This is a genomic window from Emticicia fluvialis, from assembly GCF_024793945.1.
In the GTDB taxonomy this organism is placed as follows: Bacteria; Bacteroidota; Bacteroidia; order Cytophagales; family Spirosomataceae; genus Emticicia; species Emticicia fluvialis.
Map to the genome: position 1 here is coordinate 68,799 of NZ_JANUSD010000008.1, position 22,212 is coordinate 91,010.

Consider the following 22,212-nt stretch of genomic DNA (forward strand, 5'->3'; position numbering starts at 1 on the left):
ATTTATTGTACAGGTCTTATTACTGAACACAAAGCTTATGAAAATTAATATCTCTTCTCAACTGAACAGCCCGCAGGCGATTGTATATCCATTGTTAGATAACGAGGAGCTATCAGCTAATCTGGTTAAAATTGCCGGTGAGGCCGGGCTCAGTGCAGACGCATTGCAACAAGATTTTAAAGCAGGGCTGAAAGAGATTCTGCCACTTTACACAGCCAAACAAGACCTTCAAAAGATTTATCTTATTGGGCTTGGCAAAGAGCCTAAACAGGCTGATTTTATCAAAGTTTTACGTTCATTCTTTTATAAGCATAAAAAAAGGCTACCGTTGGCGGTAGGCATAGACCTGAATGCAAGCAAGCTGGAAACCAGCATTGAGTATATAATCAACGGTGTTTGTCTGGCCGAATACGAAATCGGAGTTTTTAAAACAGATACAAAAGCGGAGGCTGATTTCTTTTCAGCTGATTCGGAGCTGACTATCGTCGTTCCTGAAAAAACTGTGGAAAAAGCTCGTACATCAGCGGAGATAGGGGAGGAGACTGCCAAAACGCAAATCAGGATTATGAGCCTGGTAGATGCCCCGGCCAATATCAAATATCCGCAAAAAATGGCTGAATACGCCCTGCAGGCAGGCGAACTGTATGGCTTTGATGTAAAGGTATTTGACGAAAAAGAATGTGAGGGCCTTGGCCTCGGTGCCTTAGTGGCCGTTGGCAAAGGCAGCACCGAAAACCCGCCGCGATTCATAGTGCTTGAATATAACCTGTCAGCACTGGCTGAAAAACCCCTCAGAAAAATCGGTCTGGTAGGTAAAGGCGTAACTTTTGATACCGGAGGGGTTTCTATTAAAGGTTCGGGTAGCATGAGCTACATGAAGTCTGACATGGGCGGGGCTGGGGCCGTATTAGGTACTATTGAACTGGCCGCTAAGTTAAAACTTCCGGTACATCTGATTGGGGTGATTCCTGTAACAGAAAACTGTGTGGATGGCAATGCTTTAAAACCCAGTGATGTAATCAATACTTATTCAGGCAAAACTATTGAGGTAATTGATACTGACGCCGAGGGTCGCATCATTCTGGCTGATGGTCTGTCTTATATAAAAAAGGTATACGAACCGGAAGTAATCATAGATTTGGCAACGCTTACGGGCAATTGCATTGCGGCACTGGGGTATAATGCTGCCGGGCTGTTATCTAATAACGATGAACTGGCAGAGCAACTATTGGCTACCGGACAACTGAGTGGCGAGAAACTCTGGCGCCTGCCTTTGTGGGATGATTACAAAGACATGATGAAGTCTGACATTGCCGATGTGAAGAACCTTTCTTCATTGCCCATTGCAGGGGCGATTACGGCGGCCAAATTTCTGGAGATTTTTATCGATGGGCACAGCAACTGGGCGCATTTAGATATCGCCGGTATGGCCTTTGCAGACTCTGAGTACGGCTCTATGAAGTCGGCCACTGCCTATGGTGTAAGGTTGTTGACCACCTGGCTGAGAGGGTTGTAATTTCAGCTTAGCTAAAACGTAATTTTCATCAGATTTTGTTTAAATTTGACCACTACCTAAACAAAATCTGATGAAAAACATTTCTCTCTTTCTTCTCCTTTTTGTTCTTTCTCCTGCCTTTGCTCAAAAGAAAAAAGCAAAGGCGCCTGTTGCTCCCGATACACTGCAACAACTGGATGTAATTGTTAATAAAATGCTCACTGAATGGAGCGTGCCAGGTGCGGCTTTGTGTATAGTGAAAGACGGAAAACTGCTATATGCCAAAGGATACGGGGTTAAAGATGTAAAGACCCAGGCCCCGGTAACTGCGCATACGCTTTTCGGCATTGCCTCATGCTCTAAGTCTTTTACGGCTGCCTGCCTGGCTATTCTGGCTGATGAAGGTAAGCTGGACTGGAATAAACCTGTAAAAGAATACATGCCGGATTTTCAGCTGAATGATGAATACGCCACGCGCACCATTACAGCGCGAGACTTGGTTTCGCATCGTTCAGGTCTGCCTCGTCATGATTACGTCTGGGTATCGGCTCCACTGAATAGAAAAGAAATGTTCGACAGGCTCAAATACCTGCCACTTAACAAACCCATATATGCCCAGTATCAATATAATAACCTGATGTACATGGCAGCAGGTGTGTTGATAGAACGCCTGTCGGGTAAAACCTGGGAGGCGTTTATGCAGGAGAAAATCCTTGACCCCCTGGGCATGAAAACCACAGTATTGACCTACCCCGAAATGCTGAAAAGTAGTGATTATGCCCTTTCTTATGATGACGAGAAGAACCCCACCAAAGAAGCAGGCTTTGATAGCAATGTAGACGGCATTGGCCCTGCCGGGGCAGTAAAAGCAAACGTAACCGAAATGAGCAACTGGCTTATGCTGCAACTCAATAAAGGAAAAGCCGATGGTAAGGTAATAGTATCAGAGAAAAACCTGAACGAAAACCACACCCCCTGGGCGGTTGTGCAGCCTGCCGAAGCAAAATACCCTGAACTGGGCTTTAGCACCTACGGTATGGGGTGGAACATCAACACCTATCGCGGGCATCTCCGGCGGCAGCATGGTGGGTCTATAGAAGGTTACCGGTCTTTAATGACCGTTTTCCCGAACAATAACTTGGCGGTATTCATAACCACCAACACCGGTGCAGTGGGCTACAATTTGGTAAACACTGTTACCAATTACATTGTAGATACATACCTTGAAAAAAACGTAATAGACTGGAACAGCCGTTTGAGAAAAGATTTCACGGATGCCAAAGAGAAATCGGCCAAAGCAAAACTAGATAACGAAGCCCAACGCCAGAAAGATACCAAACCTACACACACGCTCAGCAGCTATGCAGGTATTTATGAACACCCTGCCTACGGAACGCTTACATTGGCAATGGATGGTGAAACACTGAAGGCCGACTTCCACACTGAAAAAATAGCGTTGCGCCACTATCATTACGATATCTTTGAAGGCCAGGGCGATTGGGAGGGTATTAAATTCAAATTCCTGATGAATGCCAAAGGAGACATCGACCGGGTTTCTGTTGAAATGCCTGCTGCCACGATGGACATTGAGTTGAAGAAGAAGTGAAGTTTATCTAACCTAACTGTCTGTTTCAAATTGATTTTCTGCCAAATAATATTTTTAACTTTTCTTTTTGAAACACCAACCTGAAAAACCATTTCGCTAGACTATTCTGTTTTAATCTACTCATCAACAGGCTTTTAGTAAGGCTGTTCAGTTAAAAAATCTTAATTCCAATCTATCTACGAAAAAATTCGTAATAAAATTTGGAAGTGTAATTCCTTTTATACTACATTTGTTACGAAATAATTCGTAGATGATTTCTTCGGTCCGGAAAGAAGAAAACAAATTAAGGAAAAAGATAATTATGGAAAAGCCAATCAAGATTAAACCCACAGAGTCGGAACTGGAAATATTGCAGATACTCTGGGCATTAGGTAAAGCCACAGTTCGACAGGTGAACGACGAGCTGTCTAAAACCAGAGAAGTGGGCTATACGACAACACTCAAACTGATGCAGATTATGTTTGAGAAACAACTGGTAAGCCGCACCGACGAAGGCCGGTACCATGTCTATGAAGCCGCAGTAGGTGAGGAGTCAACCCAGGGCATGCTTCTCGATAAATTTATTGACACCGCGTTTCGCGGCTCTGCTACCCGCATGGTAATGCAGGCTTTGGGCAACCAGCAGGTAAGCAAAGCAGAACTGGATGAAATCAAAAAACTGATTGATTCTATCGAAAAAGCAAAGTAACCTATTACTAAACGTACAATACAAATACTTAACAAATTATGAAAAAGCTTTTTGACTTTACTACGGGTATCCCCGAAAACATCAGTTCTGCACTGGGCTGGACCCTCTTTCATTCGTTATGGCAGGGCATTGTTATTGTAGTTGCATTCGGCATTTTACGCCAGGTTTTCAAAGTATCTCATGCGCGCTATTGGCAGGGTATAGGTGCATTAAGCCTACAATTTATTAGTGCTATTGTAACATTTTTTGTTGTGTTCGAACCAGCTGAAAATCTGGTTGAAGGCAAAAAAAGATTCACGGCATTTTTTATTCAGAACGCGGCCACCGGCCTTGACAACGTTTCCGTCTTTGGTGCAGCCACCCGTTTATCGTTCATTCAGCAGGCAGAACTTTTCATACAGTCCAACCTCAATTCGTTCGTTCTTTTCTGGTTCATTGGCGCTAACCTGCTTTTGTTGCGCCTAATTGTAGGCTTTGTGTATGTACAACAACTGAAAGTACAATCTATTAATCCGGTAAAAGATGAAATACTGGGCATGATGGAAGATTTACAAGCTAGAATGCAGTTGAAATTACCCATACGTTTGTTCGAATCGGCTAAGGCAGTTGTACCTATGACCATCGGCTGGATAAAACCTATCGTTCTGCTACCGGCAGGTATTATGTCTGGTCTTACTGTTTCACAACTAGAGGCCGTTCTGGCACATGAGCTGGCGCACATTAAACGTTACGACTACCTCGTTAATATCTTCCAGAGTTTTGTAGAAATTCTGTTTTTTTATCATCCGGCTACCTGGTTTATTTCAGCACAGGTGCGTGATGAAAGAGAAAACTGCTGCGACGATTACGCCGTTAACATCTGCGGTGACAGACTGGCCCTTGCCAAAGCACTGACCCAGGTGGCTACTTTTCAGCAGCAACCACGCCTGGCAATGGCCTTTGGCGCCAAAAGACAAACTTTTATGGACAGAATCAAGCGCATTGTAGGCATTAACGACGCCAAACCAATGAGCTACGGCAACTGGGCTGTTTTTGTAGGATTGGTTATGATTATTGCAGTTGGGGTAGCTTATGGGCAGGAGAGAATTGCCACAACTGATAAAACAACCCGAAGCAGTGCCAGGCCAGATAAAACCAGAGAAGAGATGGACTTCTACTTTTTTGAAAAAGATAAAAAGGATGTGGGTGTTTATAAGAATAAAAAAGGTGAAATAGTAAAAATTATAGAAGAAGGTAAAGTACTTGAAGGCCAGGAGTTTGATAATATGAAGCTTTTTGCTATTGATTTTCTGAGGTCAAAAAACGCAAATTTTGCAGTAGTGCCAGGTATTCATGAATCTGAAATGGATGCAGTAAGGCAACAGTTTTTTGAGTACGGAGGCTATACAGCCGATACTACAAGATTGCAACAGGTAGAGAATGAGATGGAATTGCTAAATAAAGAGATGGAGAAATACAACCAGCTAAGAGAAAAACACTGGCAAAAAATAGAGGATAAATATAGTAAGCAGATGGAGAAGCATAGCAAAGAAATGGATTTGATATCGGCTAAAATGGAAGTGCCACAAAGAAAGATAGAGAACATATCCATAGAAATGCAGGAAGTCGACCTTGCGATAAGAAAACTCGAAAACCAGTATCGTGGTTCAAAAATGCCGGCAGATGCCGAACAAAAGGTAAAGGCTTTACAGAAAAAAGAGCGGGAGCTAGAAAATCAGATGCGCCTGGTTGAACAGGAAATGAAGAAGGTAGAACAGGAAATGATGTCTGTTCAGCAAAAAATGGAACAACTGAACGCTCCTATGGACAGTATGCAAAGGTTAGTAGAGCGTTTTGACAAACCAATGGACAGCCTTAGCCACCTGATGGAAGAAAAAGGCCGCATAATAGAAAAGCTGGCCAATGAAGAAGAAGCCCGTTTCAGGAAAGAGTTTGCCGATTTTACGGAGTCGCTCTATAAGGCAGGATTAATTAAAGACAAGAAAGACTACGAGATACGGCTGAAAGGCGAAAAGCTGCTGATAAATATGGAACCACAGCCACAGGCAGTTTATGAAAAAGTATGGAACCTGATTAATAAAAACTGGGGCAGCCAAATGAGAGGTTTGAAAGATAAAGATTTCAGGATAGAAGTAAAAGGTGAAAGTATTAATTTCAGTACTTATGCTAATGGCGGAAACATCAATCATTACTTCGGTAAAGCCCTTCCTCCTGTGCCACCCAAGCCACACCTGATTGGCAGGGCCGGGGTTTTGCCACCTGTGCCACCGGCGCAGTTAGATGCCCCCATTGTTCCAAAATCGCCGATAAGACGTGTCCCTCAACCTGCAGCCGCCCCTAAAGCACCTCCTGCACCAAGAGAGGGAGTTGTAAGGTATTGATTTCTGAATTTGTCTTAAGAATTGTATAGAGCCACCTTTGAAGTGGCTCTATGCATTTTAACCTTAGCCATTTAAGAATTGCATACTGGCAGCCGGATAGCGGTCGCCCACAGCAATGTTCTTTGGGGCAATGCTATTTATTTCAGTTAGTTCTGCTGCTGTTAATTTAATATCGGCAGCAGCCATGTTTTCGTCCAGATATTTGATGCGTCTGGTACCCGGAATCGGGAAGACGTCGTCTCCCTGAGCCATTACCCATGCCAATGCCAACTGAGAGGCCGTACAGCCCTTTTGCGCAGCCAGTTGTTTTATTTTATCTACCAGAACCAGGTTTTTGTTGAAGTTTTCTCCCTGAAAGCGTGGTGAGAATCTTCTGAAATCGTCCGCAGCCAAATCATCAAAGCTCTTGATTTCTCCTGTCAGAAAACCCCTTCCCAGCGGGCTGTAAGGCACAAAACCAATGCCTAGTTCACGGCAGGTAGGTATAATCTCATCTTCAGGTTCTCTTGACCACAACGAATACTCAGTTTGCAAAGCAGACACCGGATGCACCTTAAATGCCCTGCGCAGTGTGGCAGGAGCTGCCTCTGATAAACCAATGTACCTTACCTTGCCTTCTTTCACGAGGTCGGCCATTGCGCCTACCGTTTCTTCAATGGGTACGTTCGGGTCTACCCTGTGCAGGTAATACAGGTCTATGGTGTCAATACCCAGCCTTTGCAGGCTGTTGTCGCAGGCTTTTTTACAATATTCGGGCGTGCCGTTAAAACCCCTTACGGTAGGGTCTGTCGCACTTCTTACAATACCAAATTTGGTGGCAAGCACCACTTCGTGGCGTCTTTCTTTTAAAACCTTGCCAAGCAGTACTTCATTTTTAAAAGGGCCGTAAATATCTGAGGTATCAAGTAAATTTATACCTGCATCAATAGCGTGGTTAATGGTGCGCAAAGATTCGGTGTCATCACTATTACCATAAAATTCTGACATGCCCATGCAGCCAAGACCCATCTGCGAGGCTACCAGCCCCTGATTCCCGAGTTTACTTTGTTTCATTGTAATCTATTTGAAGTGTAAGAAAATAGTGCGATGCAGGCAGAAAACAGGCCAAAATCATAAACACCTGCCTGTATATCAACAACAGGTGCAGGGGTTTGGTTTATGCTTAATAGCAGATTAAAACAATTTAATATTTCTAGTGGCATTAGTTGGTATCAAACATAAATGCCGCTCTTTTGTGGAGGCGGCATTTGTGTTTAACTTTATATGTAAGCTGTTAATATTACAGCTTTCTTATCCAGATGTTTCTGAACTGTGTTTTGTTACCGTGGTCTTGCAGGTGAATTACGTCATCACCATGCGCCTCAGGATACAAGTGCAGGCCGATGTAGTTGGTCAGACCCAGAATGGTTGTATTGTTCTGAATCAGCACACCGTTATGCAATACTGTAATGCGGGCTGGGTAATCCAGGCGGCCATCTGGTTTAAAACGAGGTGCGGTATAGATTACATCATAGGTGTTCCACTCTAATGGTCCACGCATGGCGTTTACTAATGGAGCTGCGTCTTTATATATACTACCCGCCTGACCGTTACGATAAGTGCGATTCTGGTAAGAGTCTAATACCTGTAGCTCATAACGGTCCTGGAAGAAAACCCCGCTGTTACCACGGCCCTGGCCTGCGCTTGCTACTTCATCCGGGGCGCTCCATTCAATATGCAGTTGGCAGTCGCCAAATTTCAATTTGGTTTTAATGTCGCCCGATCTTGGAACTACCTCTAATATGCCGTTTACGATTTTCCATTTTGCAGGGCTGCCGTCTTTAGCGCTTACCCATTGCGACAAGTCTTTGCCGTCAAAAAGCACAATGGCATCAGACGGAGCATCGGCATTGGTCTTACCTGGTGTAACCACTACTACCTCAGGATTCCAGATTTCTGTCATTTCAGGTTTCATGGGCATAGGCGAAACTTCCGGAGGGTTAGACGGGTATCCGTTCTGAGCGTAGGTGTTACAACTGGCTAAAAGTGCAATGGCAAAAGAAGCAGCTAGAATCTGTATTTTTTTCATCTTGAATATATAAGGTTGAATGTTACTGTATCTGCCTGTAGCAGGCATAGATTTCTTTGCAAGCTACAAGTTTTTTAAAAAGAATGCTTCAAAAAAATTATAAAATTTATTCTTTATTTCTCTTTCAAATAGCCTCTGCACGCGCTTTTGGCTAATAATTATGGATGAAAAATCCCCGCGAATAAAGTGTAGAGTGTACGGAAACGGAATATAAACGTACGATAACGGACAAATTTTTGTAGCTGTTGTTTTTTTTTGGCACGCAAAAATGTATTTAAGTTGTTGACTATAAGTCTTTTATGTGTTTTTTAAAGAATTTTAATTTTTTTTGGCACGAGTTTGTCATATATATATAACGAACGGATGAAGGAAAGGGCTCGAAAACGATTTTGCCGGAATATTATTTTGTTTGTAACCTTTTTTTTAAAGTAAAGTATATACAGATAGAATAAAATTTTGTGAAACCAGTGAATCAAGCCAATGACACATAAATCTTTAACCGTTCATGAATTAGCTTTGACCGCTCATAAATTTGGAGTTAACTAATTGAAAAAGACACTCTAGATTTGAATCGTCAAAGCAGCAATAAAAACAAAAGAGCAGTAAAAGTAAAAATTAGAGATTTTAACAATATTTAACTTTTTGCAGAATAAAATTTTGTTTTTGTTGCGAATGAGTAAAATAATTAAAAATTGACAAAATAAAATTCTGATTTCAATGACAATTAAGACTATCAAATCTACTAACCGTTTATCCTTTTAAAATAACCATTCAAGTAGTTTGTATAGCATAGTACCAAGTAAAACACATAACTTTGAATCAACAAAGAAAAACAAGTACCGGTTGAGGCAAAAAAACAGAGGCATAATAAAATGAAGATTGAGAACAAAAAATCAGGTATTCATCACAAAAGCCAAACTGACAACTAAAGCCCGACTAATTTTAAATCATCAAAAATTATTAAATAAAATCTTAAAAAATAAAATTATGAAAACGTTAACATCAACCATCGCCATCGCTTTATTAGCAACATCAATCGCATTCAACGCCAATGCTGATGATAAAAAAATTGAATATAAAAGTAGTAACCTTAACGTAGGGATGTACGAAGCCGGTTATACTAATTCAATGAAACTGAACATGAATCTTACTAAAGATAAAGGGGTTTCGGCCACTATCAAATTAATGGATGCTGACGGAAGCCTGCTACACGAAGAAGTACTCGGTAAAAAAGTTACCGCATACAAATTGTGTTTCGATATGAGTAACATGAAACCTGGTAAATATTATGTTGAGTTGAAAAACGGCGACCGTATTATTACCAAAGAAATATTAAAAGGTACCGGTTCTTTAAGCTATTAAGCATTTAACCGCTCATCAGGTTATTTTGCCGATTAACTTAAATGCTGACACAAAAGTTTTTTAAGTGCATCTATTAAATTGAAAAAGCTAACATTTAAATTTTAAAAAATTACAATTATGAAAAAGTCTGTAAAAAATTTCGCTTTAGCTCTTGTAGCTGGTTTGTTCACTATCTCATCAGTATTTGCTACTGAATTGCCTGAAGGCAAAACTTTTGATGTGGGTATGTATCGTGTGATGAACTCCATGAAAATCAATGTTATGATTGCCAAAGAGCAAGGTAACTGGGTGGAGATTCGTGTAAAAAATGCTAAAAATGAAACCATCTATGTTGAGGTGGTAAACAGAAAAGCAACTCAGTTTGCCAAGAAATTTAATCTGGAAGGCCTGGAAGACGGCGCTTACCGTTTTGAAATTACAAATGGTAAAGAAACCGTGGTGAAAGAAGTAAGCGTGCAAACGAACTCTCCGAAACCAACTGATTACAGAACTGTAGAAGTAAAATAATAGATCATTAGTATTTAGTTTAGGGTAATCAGACAGCGTTGTGGTCATTTTCCGCAACGCTGTTTTTTATTTACGTTTAGGCATAGGTGTTTCTTAAAACAAAAGCCCTGCTTGGCACGCAAGCAGGGCTTTCTGTTATGTTACGGTTTTATACCTTATTGCACATTCTGAGCGGCACGTCTCAATTCTTCAAGAATCACTTCTTTCATCAACAACTTGCGTCGCTGTGTCTGAATGTTCGAAGTCATGATTTTGTCCATGTCAGGGTTACGTGCCACACCGTCATAGCTTTCAATGAGCTGTTTCAACTCACCTCTGGCACGGGTAACAATCGTTTCCATTTCACGATACTTGGTCAGTACCTGTTGTCTTTCGCTCAGATAATTATAGTTCGGCAATTTTCTGGTGATAACCTTCATCAGGTAGCTCAATTCAAAAATCTTGTCGCAGGCAGCTCTGAAGCGCTCTGCCACGTTCCGAACAGCCAGATGAGAAGGAACCTTGATGTTTTTCCAGTCGTTCAACAATACTTTTGCTCTTTCTGTTGATGCAAAAATATCCTTCGCTTCTGCAAGTCTTTCGGCTTCCTCCATCATTTTTTGTTGTGCCTCTACGCGAGGGTCAACACGGGTTTTAATCTGAATACCCTTAGCCGCGCAGTATTTTTCATAATACGTGGTGGTAAGTTTCTTGAATCGGCGGAATTCAAACTTCAAACGTTTCGGAGGTACATCCCCCACGTTTTTCCATTCATTCTGCAATCTTTTCAATTCAGCAAAAGACAACTCCCAGTTACCCATGCGGAACAACTGCTCGGCGCCTTTAACCAGCTCGTTATATTTTTCCATCCGCTCGGCAATGATTCTGTTCTGCTCTTCGTAGAAGGCTTTTCTACGCTGATAGAACTCATCCAGTACTTCGCGGAATTCGGTTTCAATATCATCCTGATAAGGTTTGTCAACAGGGCCCGTTCTAATCCAGCGGGTTTTAATGTCCTGCAGCTTTTCAGCTACAATACCCCAGTCAACATCTTCTTTGGCTTCTTTGGCTTCGGCTATCAACGCTTGCTTAATAGTAAGGTTGTTTGCCTGGTTGCCAACAATAAGCCCACGAAGATAATCCTCTTGCTCATCTAACTTGTTGAGCAATGGAATGAAATCGCCGATACCGTCGAAGTTCAGCAGTCGCTTGCGAAGTTGCGTGAGTTTCGTTAAGAAGGAGCCCTTATTCTGGGCTTCAACGATTTCTGTTTCAAGTTGATTAACCTTATTTACCGCAATCTGGTAACGGTTAATGAAATACTGGAAAGCTTCTTCTTCTGTGCGTTTTACTTCGCCAATTTGTCGGTCGGGCATATCTAAATAGCCCTTTAAGAATACCTTACCGTCTTTGATGTAAGCGTATTCGTTTTCTAATGTTGCGCCGTCCATAATTAAAATCACATGGCTTGTGAGTCAAGGGTTGTGGTTTGAAAAGGTAAAATTCGCAGTTTTTTTGTATAATGCAAACTTGAATGACGATATTTGAAACAAAATTTTATTATTTGGAGAAAAAAAACAGATTTTCCCTTTATTATTCAAAAAATTTAACTTAAAACAACTAATCTTTCTTAGAAACCACGTTTAAAGATGAGTGAGCAAATAATTTTTTCTATGGAGCGGGTGAGTAAAATCATACCTCCCAATCGCCAGATTCTCAAAAATATCTACCTGTCTTTTTTTTATGGAGCCAAAATCGGCGTACTTGGGCTCAACGGCTCGGGTAAATCTACCTTGCTAAAAGTAATTGCCGGCTTAGATAAGAACATCAATGGCGATGTGGTTTTTTCGCCCGGCTATACAGTAGGTCTTTTAGAACAAGAACCACAACTGGACACGAACAAAACCGTGAGAGAAGTAGTGGAAGAGGGCGTACAGGAAATTGTGGATTTGCTGAAAGAGTTTGATGATATTAACAATGCCTTTGGTGAACCCGATGCCGACTTTGATAAACTTCTTGAAAGACAAGGCGTGGTGCAGGAGAAGCTGGACCAACTGGATGCCTGGGAACTGGACACCCGCCTGGAGCGCGCAATGGATGCCCTGCGTTGCCCGCCGGAAGATGCCAGGATTGAGACATTGTCTGGAGGGGAGAAGCGCCGTGTGGCACTTTGCCGCCTCTTGCTGAAACAACCTGATGTGTTGCTGCTCGATGAGCCTACCAACCACCTGGATGCCGAGTCGGTATTATGGTTGGAAGAACACCTGCGTCAGTACAAAGGAACGGTAATTGCCGTTACCCACGACAGGTATTTTCTTGATAATGTGGCCGGATGGATTCTTGAACTGGACAGGGGAGAGGGTATTCCGTGGAAAGGCAACTACTCTTCATGGTTGGAGCAAAAACAGAACAGACTTGAGAAAGAAGAGAAGTCGGAATCTAAACGCCAGAAAACCCTGCAACGTGAGTTGGAATGGGTGCGCATGGCGCCCAAGGCTCGTCAGGCTAAATCGAAAGCCCGTTTGGCAGCCTACGACCGCATGGTGAATGAAGATAGCAAAGAAAGAGAAGATAAACTGGAGCTGTTTATACCGCCGGGGCCGCGTCTGGGCAACAAGGTAATTGAAGCCAAAGGTGTAAAAATGGGCTTTGGCGACAGGCTGTTGTATGAAGACCTGAATTTTAGCCTGCCGCAAAACGGTATCGTAGGTATTATCGGGCCCAATGGTGCGGGTAAAACCACTTTGTTTAAACTTATAACCGGGCAGCTGCAGCCACTTGAGGGCAGCTTTGAGGTAGGTGATACCGTGAAACTATCTTATGTAGACCAGGAACATAACCAGTTGGAGGGCAGTAAGTCTGTTTATGAGATGATATCAGGTGGTAACGACTGGGTAATTCTGGGTAACAAACAGGTAAATGCCCGTGGCTATGTGAGCCGTTTTAACTTTCAGGGTGCAGACCAGGAAAAGAAAATAGGCAATCTATCTGGCGGTGAAAGAAACCGCGTGCATTTAGCCATGATGCTGAAAGAAGGCGGAAACTTGTTGTTACTGGATGAGCCCACCAACGACCTGGACGTAAATACCCTACGTGCTTTGGAAGAAGGTCTTGAAAACTTTGCTGGTTGTGCGGTGGTTATCTCCCACGACCGCTGGTTCCTTGACAGAATTGCTACGCATATTCTGGCGTTTGAGGGAGATTCGCAGGTGTATTGGTTTGAAGGCAACTTCTCTGAATACGAAGAAAACAGAAAGAAACGCCTGGGTACTGATGTAACACCTAAGCGTATTAAATATAAAAAATTGCAATAGAGTTAGTTTAAAAACGAAGAAGCCCTGTCATCAGACGGGGCCTCTTCATTTTTATAGATGTTTGTTATTTCTGTCTGAAAAAAACCGTGATTGGTACACCATCAAAACCGAAGTGCTCGCGTATCTTGTTTTGTAAGAATCGCTCGTAGGCATCCTTGATGTACTGCGGCAGATTACAGAAAAACACAAACGTAGGCGACGGCGTTGGCAACTGAATACAATACTTAATCTTGATTTGCTTCCCTTTCAACATCGGCGGTGGCGTGTTCTCTATAATTGGCAGCATTACCTCATTCAATTTTGAAGTGGTAATTTTTTTGGTTTTGTTTTCAAAAACCTCCATGGCCTTTTCAATTACCTGAAAAATACGTTGTTTTTCTATAACCGAGGCAAATATCACGGGCATGTAATTCATGGGCGCAATGCGTTCAAGCATCTCCTTTTTCATGGTATCGGCAGTTTTTGAGTCTTTTTCTACCAGATCCCATTTATTAATCATCAGCACAATACCCTTTTTAGAATTATGCGCGTTGGCTATAATGCTGATGTCCTGCGCCTCAATTCCTTTGCTGGCATCAAGCAGAATAATACATACGTCAGAGTCCTCAAGGGCTTTAATAGAACGCAAAACCGAATAAAACTCAATGTTTTCGTGTACTTTCGCTTTTTTACGGATACCGGCTGTATCGGTCAGAATAAAATCTTTGCCATAAAGTTTGTAGTGGGTATCAATGGCATCGCGGGTAGTACCGGCAATATCGGTTACAATGCTGCGGTCTTTACCGGTAAGGGCATTCAGAAAAGATGACTTACCCACGTTCGGCCGACCCAGAATTGCAATTCTCGGTATACCTTCGTTCGGGTTTTCAATACCATCGTCTTCAAATTCTTTTACCACGGCATCCAGCAAATCACCGGTTCCGCCTCCGTCTACTGCCGAAATAGCAAAGATTTCGTTACTTAAGCCCATCTCATAGAACTCTGATGCCGTTTGCTGGCGCTCAAAAGTTTCGGCTTTGTTGGCCACCACAAAAACAGGTTTCTTTGAGCGACGCAGAACGTTGGCAAAATCTTTATCCAAATCGGTTAATCCGGTCATGGTGTCTACCACAAACAAAATAACACTCGATTCCTCAATAGCAATTTCTACCTGATCACGGATGGCTTCTTCAAAAGTATCTTCCGAGCCCACCACGTATCCGCCGGTATCAATTACTGTGAAATACTTCTCTGTCCATACGGCATGTCCATAGTGGCGGTCGCGGGTAACACCCGGCATATTATCTGTGATAGCCACACGGCTCTCAATTAAACGATTAAAAAGTGTAGATTTACCGACGTTCGGCCGGCCTACAATTGCAACAATATTTGCCATAAACCCCTAACCCTTAAGCGGGTATAAATTATAAATGAAGACCTCTGAACTAAAAAAAACAAAATTTCAAACACCTTTAAAGAGAGAGGTCTGTGAGTCTCTTTGGGTATTTGCCATAATTGGGGGAACAAAGATAGGGAAAACAGAGGGAATTCTGTTGAGTATCAACATAGTACTATGGCTTTGGGTTCACGTATACCTAAAAAATTCCCCGAATATCCTGCCAGGAAATCAAAGCTATGGCCACAATGGCAAGCATAAGCCCTGCTTTGTTGAGATCCGTCAGCTTTTCTTTAAAAAACAACCAGGCAACCGTGGCCGAAACCAGTATTACGCCAATGTTGTAAATGGGGTAAACAAATGCACCACTGTTACCATAGGCCGAGAGTGTAAGTATCAGGAAATAGAACGATAAAAAATTGGGTACCCCCAATGTAATACTGGCAAGCAGGTTTTTACCGGCTAGTTTTTCTTTGCCTCTGACAACCTGAATCAGTAACGATACCGCCCCGGCTATTACTGCCCCCAGCACCATTACAAGCGTAACGGGTACGGTGCGGTCGGTAGAGGTGATGTATTGCATGTTCAGGTAATTGATAGCCGTATTGGTAACGCCATATAGCAAAAACACAGCAATGGGCAGCAGGAAATCCAGCCCTTTGCCTGAAATCTTTTCCTTGTTGGGTTTATAGGTACTTAACCCTACGGCCACAACAGCCAGAGCCAGGCCCAGATAATTGAGCCAGTCGAAGGCGCGACCAGTATTTTTTAACACAAAAAGGCTGAAAAGAACCGGAATAACCAACGAAATATTATTGGCCAGTGAGGTTACCGTAATACCCATTTTTTGGGTAGAAACACCAGACAGAATAAAAGTGATAATAAACCCCACACCCAGCAACAAGGCATAAATAGGCCAGTCCTCAGTAAAATTCAGTTCGAAGTGCTGCCCTTCGGGCATCAAAGCCAGTCCTGTTAAAAAACAGACCGGATAATTGAAAGCAATAGCCTGAAAAGTGCTGATTTGGTATTTCGGGTAAATCCGGAAATTAATCAGCAACAAGACCGAAAAAACAATACTTAAGATAAGGTATAACATTGGTAGCCGGGTTTAAAACTTCTGCCTGAATTATTCGTAACCAAATTTTTCTAATTTATTGCGCTTGTTTCTCCAGTCAGGTTCAACTTTTATGTACTGTTCCAGAAAAATCTTTTTGCCGAAAAATTTTTCCATTTCCTGTCTGGCCTCTACTCCGACTTTTTTTATTCGCTCGCCCTTGTGGCCAAGCAGAATGGCCCGTTGCGTGGTACGTTCAACATAAATCTCGGCACTTACCACAATCATATCTTCTTTTTCCTTGAAGCTCGTTATTACAACCTCGCAGCTGTAAGGAATCTCTTTGGTATAATTGGTAAAGATTTTCTCACGAATAATTTCTGCCGCAAAGAATCGCTCCGGCTTATCTGTCAACTCATCTTTCGGGAAATAGGGCGGGTGATTAGGCAGAAAATCAATGATTTTATCAAGCAGGCCTTCTACATTCTGTTGTTCCAGCGCCGAAATGGCAATTACATCAGTAGCTTTGAAGTTTTCTTTCCAATAGGCTATTTTTTCTTCTATCTGCTCTGGTTTTGCCAAATCTATTTTGTTGATGATTAGCAGAATAGGAGATTCTATGCGCTGAAGTTTCTCTAGCACATCGTTCTCATCGTGTTTTTCGAAAATATCGGTTACAAACAAAATCACGTCGGCATCATCTAAAGAGCCATGCACAAAGTGCATCATCGATTTATGAAGCTCATATACGGGTTTGATGATACCGGGGGTATCAGAATACACTAGCTGAAAGTCGGTGCCATGATGCACACCGTTAACAATACCCATAATGCGGTGGCGGGTAGTTTGCGCCTTAGAGGTAATAATTGAGAGGCGTTCGCCCACCAGAATATTCATCAGGGTAGATTTACCCACATTGGGCTTACCGACAATACTGATAAACCCGGCTTTATGATTCGGAGAAATGATGTCCACAAGAAAAAATATTTGTTTTTTTGCAAAGATAGTTTTTTTATTTCGAATAAAGCTGTACCTTTGCAGTCCGATTTAGGAACAACATCGCGGGATGGAGCAGTTGGTAGCTCGTTGGGCTCATAACCCAAAGGTCACAGGTTCGAGTCCTGTTCCCGCTACTCTGATTATCAGGCAGTTACATGTAAAAATGTAGCTGCCTTTTTTTGTTGGTACAACATAGGTACAACAATTTGCTGTTTTCTTCATTCTTATTTTTGGGGATTTTTGTGTTTTTTTGCTTGTATTTTTACTACATTAGCAGTCCAAAAATCATTTTATATGCAGGTAATTTGTCTTGAAGATAGTGCTTTTTACGAACTTGTTGACCAGGTAGTTCAAAGACTAAAGGAAAAAAACGATATTAAAAATGATAAATGGGTTACTGACGAAGTGGCAATGAGGAGGTTAAATATCAAATCCAAAAGCACTCTTCAGAAACTTAGGGATGAAGGCAGGATACGATTTTCCCAACCCCAGCCTAGAATAATACTTTATGATACAGATTCTATTGATATCTATCTTGAAAGGAACGCCAAAAACCCATTTAGAAAATGAATAACAATGAATATATTGACCCAGAAATAGTACAGGGTTGCAATGATGGTTATCCGCTGCTTTCCGCAATTACTTTTCATGGGATTCTTCCGACTCTATTTTCTCTCTAATAATTTAATTGGTATAAAAGCGGTTTTTTACGCTAAATTAAAACACAATACCTGATTAGAAATAGATAACCTGTGAAACATATTATTTAGAAAACGTGATAGTCTATTAGTTGGTGAAAAGGAGTATGATTGTGTATTAATGCTCAGTAAATTATTACATTAAATCAGTTCAACTATGCAGGTTATCTGTCTCGAAGAATCAGCCTTTTATGAATTAATAGAAAAAGTTTTTGCCAGGCTGCAAGAAAAGCAATATCCCAAAAAGGATAAATGGGTGTCTGATAAAGTTGCCATGCAAATGTTGAATATCAAATCAAAAACAACTTTGCAGAAATTGCGTGATGAAGGAAAAATCCGTTTCAGTCAGCCACAGAAAAAAGTCATTCTATACGATACAGATTCAATAGACACTTATCTTGAAAGAAACACCAGAAACACTTTTTAGTTATGGACCAAAACAATACAACTGACCCAAAATTAGTACAGGGTTTCAATGATGGTTATATCATAGCCAAATTTGAACCAGGACTTGCAGAGAAGCTTTCTAAGATTGATGCAGTAAGTTCATATTTAATAGGCATCCAGAATGGCCGTGAACAATATCTCAAAGACCAGCTAAAAACGAAACTGCCAGACTACCTTAAAGAAGACTCTGCACCAGATAAGAACCCATATCCGTCAAAAGATAAAGACAAGGGAATGGAAAAGGAATTTTGAGTTATTCCATTTCCTGTGTTTTATCATCTTTTCGTTTGTCGATATTCTTATCGTCTGGTGTCTTATAAACGGGCTTCTGAACATTTATCTGATAATTGAGGTATCCAGGATTGGGAGTTTTAGGATTAAGTTTCTCATCATTCATTTGTTTTTCCTCTTTCACTTTATTCTGTCCCAGCTTTATTTTATTTTTCTCAAGCAAATAAAAATAATAATCAGTATCTACAGGAATATTCTCTTTAATGTTATCCCTTATTTCTCTTGCCTCATTTGGCTCCTTATCCTGATAAGGGTTTTCTATAGTAATGCTATTTTTTCTACCAATCTCCTTTTCTTCCTCCGGGCTTTTGTTCTCATATTTTTCCGGGTGAATCTTCTCGTCTAGAATGGTCATTACCTGTTTTGCCTGTTCAGGTTCAACATCATTCTCCTTTAAAATTCCCTCCATGTATCCAATTGTCCTTGCCTCCAATTTTTCAACTTGGCCTTCCAAATCTTTTATATTTTGCATTAGGCCTCTCTCTAATGACTCCAGATTTTTATAGCTGGTATGGAAGATAGTGATCTGTTCCAAATTCTTTATGACTTTCTCCCACTTATTTTTATTATGTTCCAACTCCTGATAAGCATTTTGAAGATTGGCAATATGCGGGTCCAATTCCTCATTGAAAACTTCAAATGGTGGAGGAAAAGAAGGTTCACTAGCAGATTTATCAGGCTTATTCATACAGAAAAGATTTGACATTAAATGAATATGCTAATATAATAAAAGTGTTCTTATTTCTCGGAGCAAATAATGGGGATTTTGGAAGAGACACTTACCAGCCTAGAAATAGATATCGGGAACGGATTTGAAGATTCCGTTTCATGGGACGAATTAGTATTAAAAGAAAAAGTATATCCTGAACTGGATGGCAAGATTAAAGAGTTGATTGAAAAAAGATTAGGTTATCTACCCAGACCGGCTGTAACAATTGCACAGGAACCTGACTTGCGTATCCTGTATAATCAGTATCGCTTTGGGTCACTAGGCCAGGCTGACTTCTATGAACAGGCTGATAGATTAATCAAACATATCCGTAATAAAGATGTAAGCCCTGAACAAAGATTGTTTGATGCACCTGAAATATATAAGCTGTACTGCAAAAACTACATGACCTATGTTCACAGAGCGCATGAAAGAATAAATCAATTTCTGGGTTATGAACCACCCCTGGAATATTCAATGGCAGCGGTTATCTGGTTGACCCATCAGCTTTCAAAAGAAAATGTCAATCTTTCGTCTAAAGAATTATTGCCAATAGACTATAAAGTAATGACCAGTATTCAATACAGGGAATTAATGCTTACATATGGTGAAGATATGGCCATTCAAGCACCGTTGTTGGCGATGAATCCTATTTAGTAGCAGCCGAATAATAAATTTCCTGAAAAGCATTTTCAGTACCAAATGATAAATCGTATTTTAGTCTCATCCATTTTATGTGACTAAAAATTTCTTACGTGATGAGTGAATTCGATTTAGATAATCCACTTATTGAAATCTCCACGAATGCATCAACCGGCTACTGGACTATTCGCAACGCTGTTGAAGGTGTTCAGATTTTCGGCGGTATAGGCTCGGGCAAGACTTCCGGTTCCGGTCGGATGCTGGCTTTGAAATTCCTGAATGCCGGATTTGGTGGATTGGTTTTGACTGTCAAGCCGGACGAAAAGGAAGTATGGGAGGAATACTGCAAGATTACAAACCGTGAAAAGGATCTGCTGGTTATTGAACCTAATGGACAATATCACTTCAATTTTTTGCAATATGAAGCCGAACAATCCAGAAATGCCATCACCGAAAATGTAGTAGAGGTCCTTAAAACTGTTATCAAAGCAAGCGAAGAAAGAAACGGGAAAAGCAATGATGGCTTTTGGGAGACAGCATTGGACATGCTGTTATTCAATACAATTGACCTTTGCTTATTAGCCTACGGCAATATTTCCATCAAGGTTCTCTATGACATTGTGCAGTCAATCCCCAAAACAAAGGAGGAAGACGATTCGATAGCAACCAATGCTTATAATACAGCTTTTAAAAAAGCCCTCAACATAGTCAATGAAAAAGTAGATAACTGGTATATAAAACTATCGCAGGAGGAAAGAGACAGAATAGATGAAGAAGGTTCTTTGGAATTTGAAGTTGAAAACCAGTTTCCAGAGGTAAGGGTTTATAATTCTGTCAGGCAGTTTTTCAAAGATAATTATATTGATATGCCAGATAAGACCCGTTCCATCATCGACTTTACCTTTTCAGGTTTTCTTTTTCGTCTGCTGCGTGAACCAGTCTATTCTTTATTCTGTCGGCATGAATCAAATATAAGCCCAGAAGATTGCCTGAATGGAAAGATTATTCTTATCAATCTTCCTGTGAAAATCTATAACAAGGTTGGGCGCGATTGTCAGATTTTATTTAAGTACATCTGGCAAAGAACAATGGAAAAACGGTCTATCAAAGAGAATAACCGACCCTTATTTTTATGGGCAGACGAAGCCCAAAATTTTCTACATGAGCATGATGCCGATTATCAGGCAACTGCCCGGAGCAGCCGGATTTCTACCGTATATATCTCTCAGAATCTACCCAATTACCATGCCTGTATGAGCGGTGAAAAGGCTGAATACCGCGTCAAAAGTTTTCTGGGAACATTAGGAACCAAGATATTCCACGCCAATGCTGATTTAGAAACCAACCGGTATGCCTCTGAACTGATTGGAGATATCTATGTAGTTGATGAAACTTCCAATGTTACCATCACACAGGAATTTACCCAAAGCCGTGGGAAATCAATCAAACTTGAAAGGGCTGTCAGACCCGAGGATTTTAGTAAACTCAGAACAGGCGGGAAAAAAAACAATGCACAGGTTGATGGCTATTTCCATCAACAGGGAGACAGTATTTTCAAAGGGAAAAACCACATCAAGATGAGTTTTGATCAGAACTATAAACCTTAATTTTCAAACTTAAATCTTCCCGTTTATGAAACAGAATTTATATTTCAAAGGTGTTTTGCAACCCGGCGGCCAAAATCTATTAGTTACTGCAACTATACTACTACTTTTATTACCCACCTCATTTCTGGAAACTTTCATAAGAAGGAATATGGGTGTCCGGCGTTACGAAAGGTTTATTGTAATAATCAATTTTTTAATACTTATATTTTTTGGGTACAAGATGTTTAGTATTACCGGCGGCATCATGTATTTTGCGATTGACCTAGGTATATTACCTTGGCAATTAGGCCCGGGTCAATGGCAAGCTATTTTCGCACCGGCTCCTCTCAAAGAATTTGGTGATTTTGTGATAACTTTTTGGAAGTTTAGCATTCTCCAAATGGCCTCATGGTTTATTGTTAGCATCTGGTTGTTAATTGCGGGTCGCCAAAGAAGACTTGAAATCAAACGTCTTCCTTCTGTTTTTGATATGGCCCGCACTAGTGTTTATTCAGGTGATATTCACCCGTTTTTTATTAGGTGGAGTGGAAAAAATAAAGAACCGGATTTACGAGAGATTGAAACCAAACTGGAACCAGGGTTCTTTTTCCTGCTGGGTTTGGCTCTGGTCCTATTGCTTCAACCAATCGGCCTTGTTTTGATTTTCTGTAGTTTGGCATATGGATTGCATTATCGCTTGTTATACAGACTAGGAGATACATTCATTATGAATGTGATTGATAACAAGCTTTTCAATGAAGAAAAAGAGGAAGCCTTTGTCGAATTGGGTATCAACAATGCAAAAGGGGTAAGATATTATGGTCGCAAACCAGCCGACCCTGACCTACGCCGAGAGCTGGCAGATGAGTTCACAGACGATGAAATTGCGGTGGCAAAATAACACCTAAGCTGTGCTTAGGGAAGATGTCTGATACTAAACTTGAACTGCTCCATACAGAAAACACAGCACAGCCCCAGGGCAGATAATTCAGGCCATTCATTATACCA

20 protein-coding genes and 1 tRNA gene are annotated in these 22,212 nt (G+C 41.1%); 14 read left to right on the plus strand and 7 right to left on the minus strand.

Features of this window, described 5'->3' with window-relative positions; genetic code table 11:
* The first annotated feature begins 37 nt into the window (after window positions 1-37).
* The 4 genes from NZ848_RS10820 to NZ848_RS10835 all read left to right on the plus strand — a co-directional run bounded on the left by NZ848_RS10820 (window position 38) and on the right by NZ848_RS10835 (window position 6,170).
* Window positions 38-1,516, plus strand: coding sequence for a leucyl aminopeptidase family protein (locus NZ848_RS10820; RefSeq protein ID WP_259015500.1), 1,479 nt, complete (start codon window positions 38-40; stop codon window positions 1,514-1,516).
* Between the two features lie 70 nt (window positions 1,517-1,586).
* On the plus strand, window positions 1,587-3,101 hold the full coding sequence (locus NZ848_RS10825; RefSeq protein ID WP_259015501.1) for a serine hydrolase: 1,515 nt from the start codon (window positions 1,587-1,589) through the stop codon (window positions 3,099-3,101).
* A 301-nt stretch (window positions 3,102-3,402) separates the two neighbouring features.
* Complete coding sequence (locus NZ848_RS10830; RefSeq protein ID WP_101728277.1) at window positions 3,403-3,789, plus strand: BlaI/MecI/CopY family transcriptional regulator; 387 nt, start codon at window positions 3,403-3,405, stop codon at window positions 3,787-3,789.
* Window positions 3,790-3,827: 38 nt separating this feature from the next.
* On the plus strand, window positions 3,828-6,170 hold the full coding sequence (locus tag NZ848_RS10835; RefSeq protein ID WP_259015502.1) for a M56 family metallopeptidase: 2,343 nt from the start codon (window positions 3,828-3,830) through the stop codon (window positions 6,168-6,170).
* 63 nt (window positions 6,171-6,233) lie between these two features.
* Here the strand turns inward: NZ848_RS10835 and NZ848_RS10840 are convergent, their stop codons facing one another.
* Together NZ848_RS10840 and NZ848_RS10845 are read right to left on the minus strand one after the other, a co-directional pair.
* Window positions 6,234-7,223: an aldo/keto reductase gene (locus NZ848_RS10840; protein ID WP_259015503.1), complete on the minus strand. Its 990-nt coding sequence runs from the start codon at window positions 7,221-7,223 to the stop codon at window positions 6,234-6,236.
* Between the two features lie 226 nt (window positions 7,224-7,449).
* A complete protein-coding gene (locus NZ848_RS10845; RefSeq protein WP_253532430.1) occupies window positions 7,450-8,238 on the minus strand; it encodes a 3-keto-disaccharide hydrolase in 789 nt (262 codons plus the stop codon).
* A 987-nt stretch (window positions 8,239-9,225) separates the two neighbouring features.
* Here NZ848_RS10845 and NZ848_RS10850 point away from each other — a divergent pair.
* Window positions 9,226-9,600 (plus strand): hypothetical protein, encoded by a 375-nt coding sequence (locus tag NZ848_RS10850; RefSeq protein WP_253532432.1) that lies wholly within the window; start codon window positions 9,226-9,228, stop codon window positions 9,598-9,600.
* 117 nt (window positions 9,601-9,717) lie between these two features.
* The gene (locus NZ848_RS10855) at window positions 9,718-10,107 is read left to right on the plus strand and encodes a hypothetical protein (protein WP_253532434.1); all 390 of its coding nucleotides are present in this window, start codon (window positions 9,718-9,720) and stop codon (window positions 10,105-10,107) included.
* Window positions 10,108-10,262: 155 nt separating this feature from the next.
* Here the strand turns inward: NZ848_RS10855 and NZ848_RS10860 are convergent, their stop codons facing one another.
* Window positions 10,263-11,537: a DUF349 domain-containing protein gene (locus NZ848_RS10860; RefSeq protein ID WP_253532442.1), complete on the minus strand. Its 1,275-nt coding sequence runs from the start codon at window positions 11,535-11,537 to the stop codon at window positions 10,263-10,265.
* Window positions 11,538-11,735: 198 nt separating this feature from the next.
* On the opposite strand from NZ848_RS10860, the gene ettA reads away from it, so the two are divergent.
* Window positions 11,736-13,400 (plus strand): energy-dependent translational throttle protein EttA, encoded by a 1,665-nt coding sequence (gene ettA, locus NZ848_RS10865; RefSeq protein ID WP_259015504.1) that lies wholly within the window; start codon window positions 11,736-11,738, stop codon window positions 13,398-13,400.
* A gap of 64 nt (window positions 13,401-13,464) precedes the next feature.
* Here the strand turns inward: ettA and der are convergent, their stop codons facing one another.
* The 3 genes from der to era all read right to left on the minus strand — a co-directional run bounded on the left by der (window position 13,465) and on the right by era (window position 16,807).
* Complete coding sequence (der, locus tag NZ848_RS10870; protein ID WP_253532446.1) at window positions 13,465-14,775, minus strand: ribosome biogenesis GTPase Der; 1,311 nt, start codon at window positions 14,773-14,775, stop codon at window positions 13,465-13,467.
* 199 nt (window positions 14,776-14,974) lie between these two features.
* Window positions 14,975-15,874 (minus strand): DMT family transporter, encoded by a 900-nt coding sequence (locus tag NZ848_RS10875; protein WP_259015505.1) that lies wholly within the window; start codon window positions 15,872-15,874, stop codon window positions 14,975-14,977.
* 30 nt (window positions 15,875-15,904) lie between these two features.
* Entirely contained in the window at window positions 15,905-16,807 is a 903-nt protein-coding gene (gene era, locus NZ848_RS10880; protein ID WP_101728151.1) for a GTPase Era, read from the minus strand.
* Window positions 16,808-16,892: 85 nt separating this feature from the next.
* Here era and NZ848_RS10885 point away from each other — a divergent pair.
* From NZ848_RS10885 to NZ848_RS10900, 4 genes are all read left to right on the plus strand, one after another.
* Window positions 16,893-16,965 (plus strand) — tRNA-Met (locus tag NZ848_RS10885).
* 160 nt (window positions 16,966-17,125) lie between these two features.
* Window positions 17,126-17,401, plus strand: a complete 276-nt coding sequence (locus NZ848_RS10890; protein ID WP_259015506.1) for a helix-turn-helix domain-containing protein — start codon at window positions 17,126-17,128, stop codon at window positions 17,399-17,401.
* 285 nt (window positions 17,402-17,686) lie between these two features.
* On the plus strand, window positions 17,687-17,956 hold the full coding sequence (locus tag NZ848_RS10895) for a helix-turn-helix domain-containing protein (protein ID WP_259015507.1): 270 nt from the start codon (window positions 17,687-17,689) through the stop codon (window positions 17,954-17,956).
* 2 nt (window positions 17,957-17,958) lie between these two features.
* The gene (locus NZ848_RS10900) at window positions 17,959-18,228 is read left to right on the plus strand and encodes a hypothetical protein (RefSeq protein WP_259015508.1); all 270 of its coding nucleotides are present in this window, start codon (window positions 17,959-17,961) and stop codon (window positions 18,226-18,228) included.
* Between the two features lies 1 nt (window position 18,229).
* Here NZ848_RS10900 and NZ848_RS10905 read toward each other — a convergent pair whose 3' ends face one another.
* Entirely contained in the window at window positions 18,230-18,955 is a 726-nt protein-coding gene (locus NZ848_RS10905) for a hypothetical protein (protein ID WP_259015509.1), read from the minus strand.
* A 78-nt stretch (window positions 18,956-19,033) separates the two neighbouring features.
* Between NZ848_RS10905 and NZ848_RS10910 the strand changes: the two genes are divergently transcribed.
* From NZ848_RS10910 to NZ848_RS10920, 3 genes are all read left to right on the plus strand, one after another.
* The gene (locus NZ848_RS10910) at window positions 19,034-19,633 is read left to right on the plus strand and encodes a hypothetical protein (RefSeq protein WP_259015510.1); all 600 of its coding nucleotides are present in this window, start codon (window positions 19,034-19,036) and stop codon (window positions 19,631-19,633) included.
* 101 nt (window positions 19,634-19,734) lie between these two features.
* Window positions 19,735-21,225 carry a type IV secretory system conjugative DNA transfer family protein gene (locus NZ848_RS10915; protein WP_259015511.1) on the plus strand — a complete coding sequence of 497 codons (1,491 nt, stop codon included), beginning with the start codon at window positions 19,735-19,737 and terminating at the stop codon, window positions 21,223-21,225.
* 25 nt (window positions 21,226-21,250) lie between these two features.
* On the plus strand, window positions 21,251-22,105 hold the full coding sequence (locus tag NZ848_RS10920; protein ID WP_259015512.1) for a hypothetical protein: 855 nt from the start codon (window positions 21,251-21,253) through the stop codon (window positions 22,103-22,105).
* Window positions 22,106-22,212 lie beyond the last annotated feature (107 nt).

Bases quoted from the DNA above. Each gene is read 5' to 3' on its own strand.
- NZ848_RS10890 (WP_259015506.1), top strand. From the start codon at position 17,126: ATGCAGGTAATTTGTCTTGAAGATAGTGCTTTTTACGAACTTGTTGAC.
- NZ848_RS10835 (WP_259015502.1), top strand. From the start codon at position 3,828: ATGAAAAAGCTTTTTGACTTTACTACGGGTATCCCCGAAAACATCAGT.
- NZ848_RS10855 (WP_253532434.1), top strand. From the start codon at position 9,718: ATGAAAAAGTCTGTAAAAAATTTCGCTTTAGCTCTTGTAGCTGGTTTG.
- NZ848_RS10825 (WP_259015501.1), top strand. From the start codon at position 1,587: ATGAAAAACATTTCTCTCTTTCTTCTCCTTTTTGTTCTTTCTCCTGCC.
- NZ848_RS10830 (WP_101728277.1), top strand. From the start codon at position 3,403: ATGGAAAAGCCAATCAAGATTAAACCCACAGAGTCGGAACTGGAAATA.
- NZ848_RS10895 (WP_259015507.1), top strand. From the start codon at position 17,687: ATGCAGGTTATCTGTCTCGAAGAATCAGCCTTTTATGAATTAATAGAA.
- der (WP_253532446.1), bottom strand. From the start codon at position 14,775: ATGGCAAATATTGTTGCAATTGTAGGCCGGCCGAACGTCGGTAAATCT.
- NZ848_RS10905 (WP_259015509.1), bottom strand. From the start codon at position 18,955: ATGAATAAGCCTGATAAATCTGCTAGTGAACCTTCTTTTCCTCCACCA.
- ettA (WP_259015504.1), top strand. From the start codon at position 11,736: ATGAGTGAGCAAATAATTTTTTCTATGGAGCGGGTGAGTAAAATCATA.
- NZ848_RS10900 (WP_259015508.1), top strand. From the start codon at position 17,959: ATGGACCAAAACAATACAACTGACCCAAAATTAGTACAGGGTTTCAAT.
- NZ848_RS10915 (WP_259015511.1), top strand. From the start codon at position 19,735: ATGAGTGAATTCGATTTAGATAATCCACTTATTGAAATCTCCACGAAT.
- NZ848_RS10875 (WP_259015505.1), bottom strand. From the start codon at position 15,874: ATGTTATACCTTATCTTAAGTATTGTTTTTTCGGTCTTGTTGCTGATT.
- NZ848_RS10850 (WP_253532432.1), top strand. From the start codon at position 9,226: ATGAAAACGTTAACATCAACCATCGCCATCGCTTTATTAGCAACATCA.
- NZ848_RS10845 (WP_253532430.1), bottom strand. From the start codon at position 8,238: ATGAAAAAAATACAGATTCTAGCTGCTTCTTTTGCCATTGCACTTTTA.
- NZ848_RS10820 (WP_259015500.1), top strand. From the start codon at position 38: ATGAAAATTAATATCTCTTCTCAACTGAACAGCCCGCAGGCGATTGTA.
- NZ848_RS10920 (WP_259015512.1), top strand. From the start codon at position 21,251: ATGAAACAGAATTTATATTTCAAAGGTGTTTTGCAACCCGGCGGCCAA.
- NZ848_RS10860 (WP_253532442.1), bottom strand. From the start codon at position 11,537: ATGGACGGCGCAACATTAGAAAACGAATACGCTTACATCAAAGACGGT.
- NZ848_RS10840 (WP_259015503.1), bottom strand. From the start codon at position 7,223: ATGAAACAAAGTAAACTCGGGAATCAGGGGCTGGTAGCCTCGCAGATG.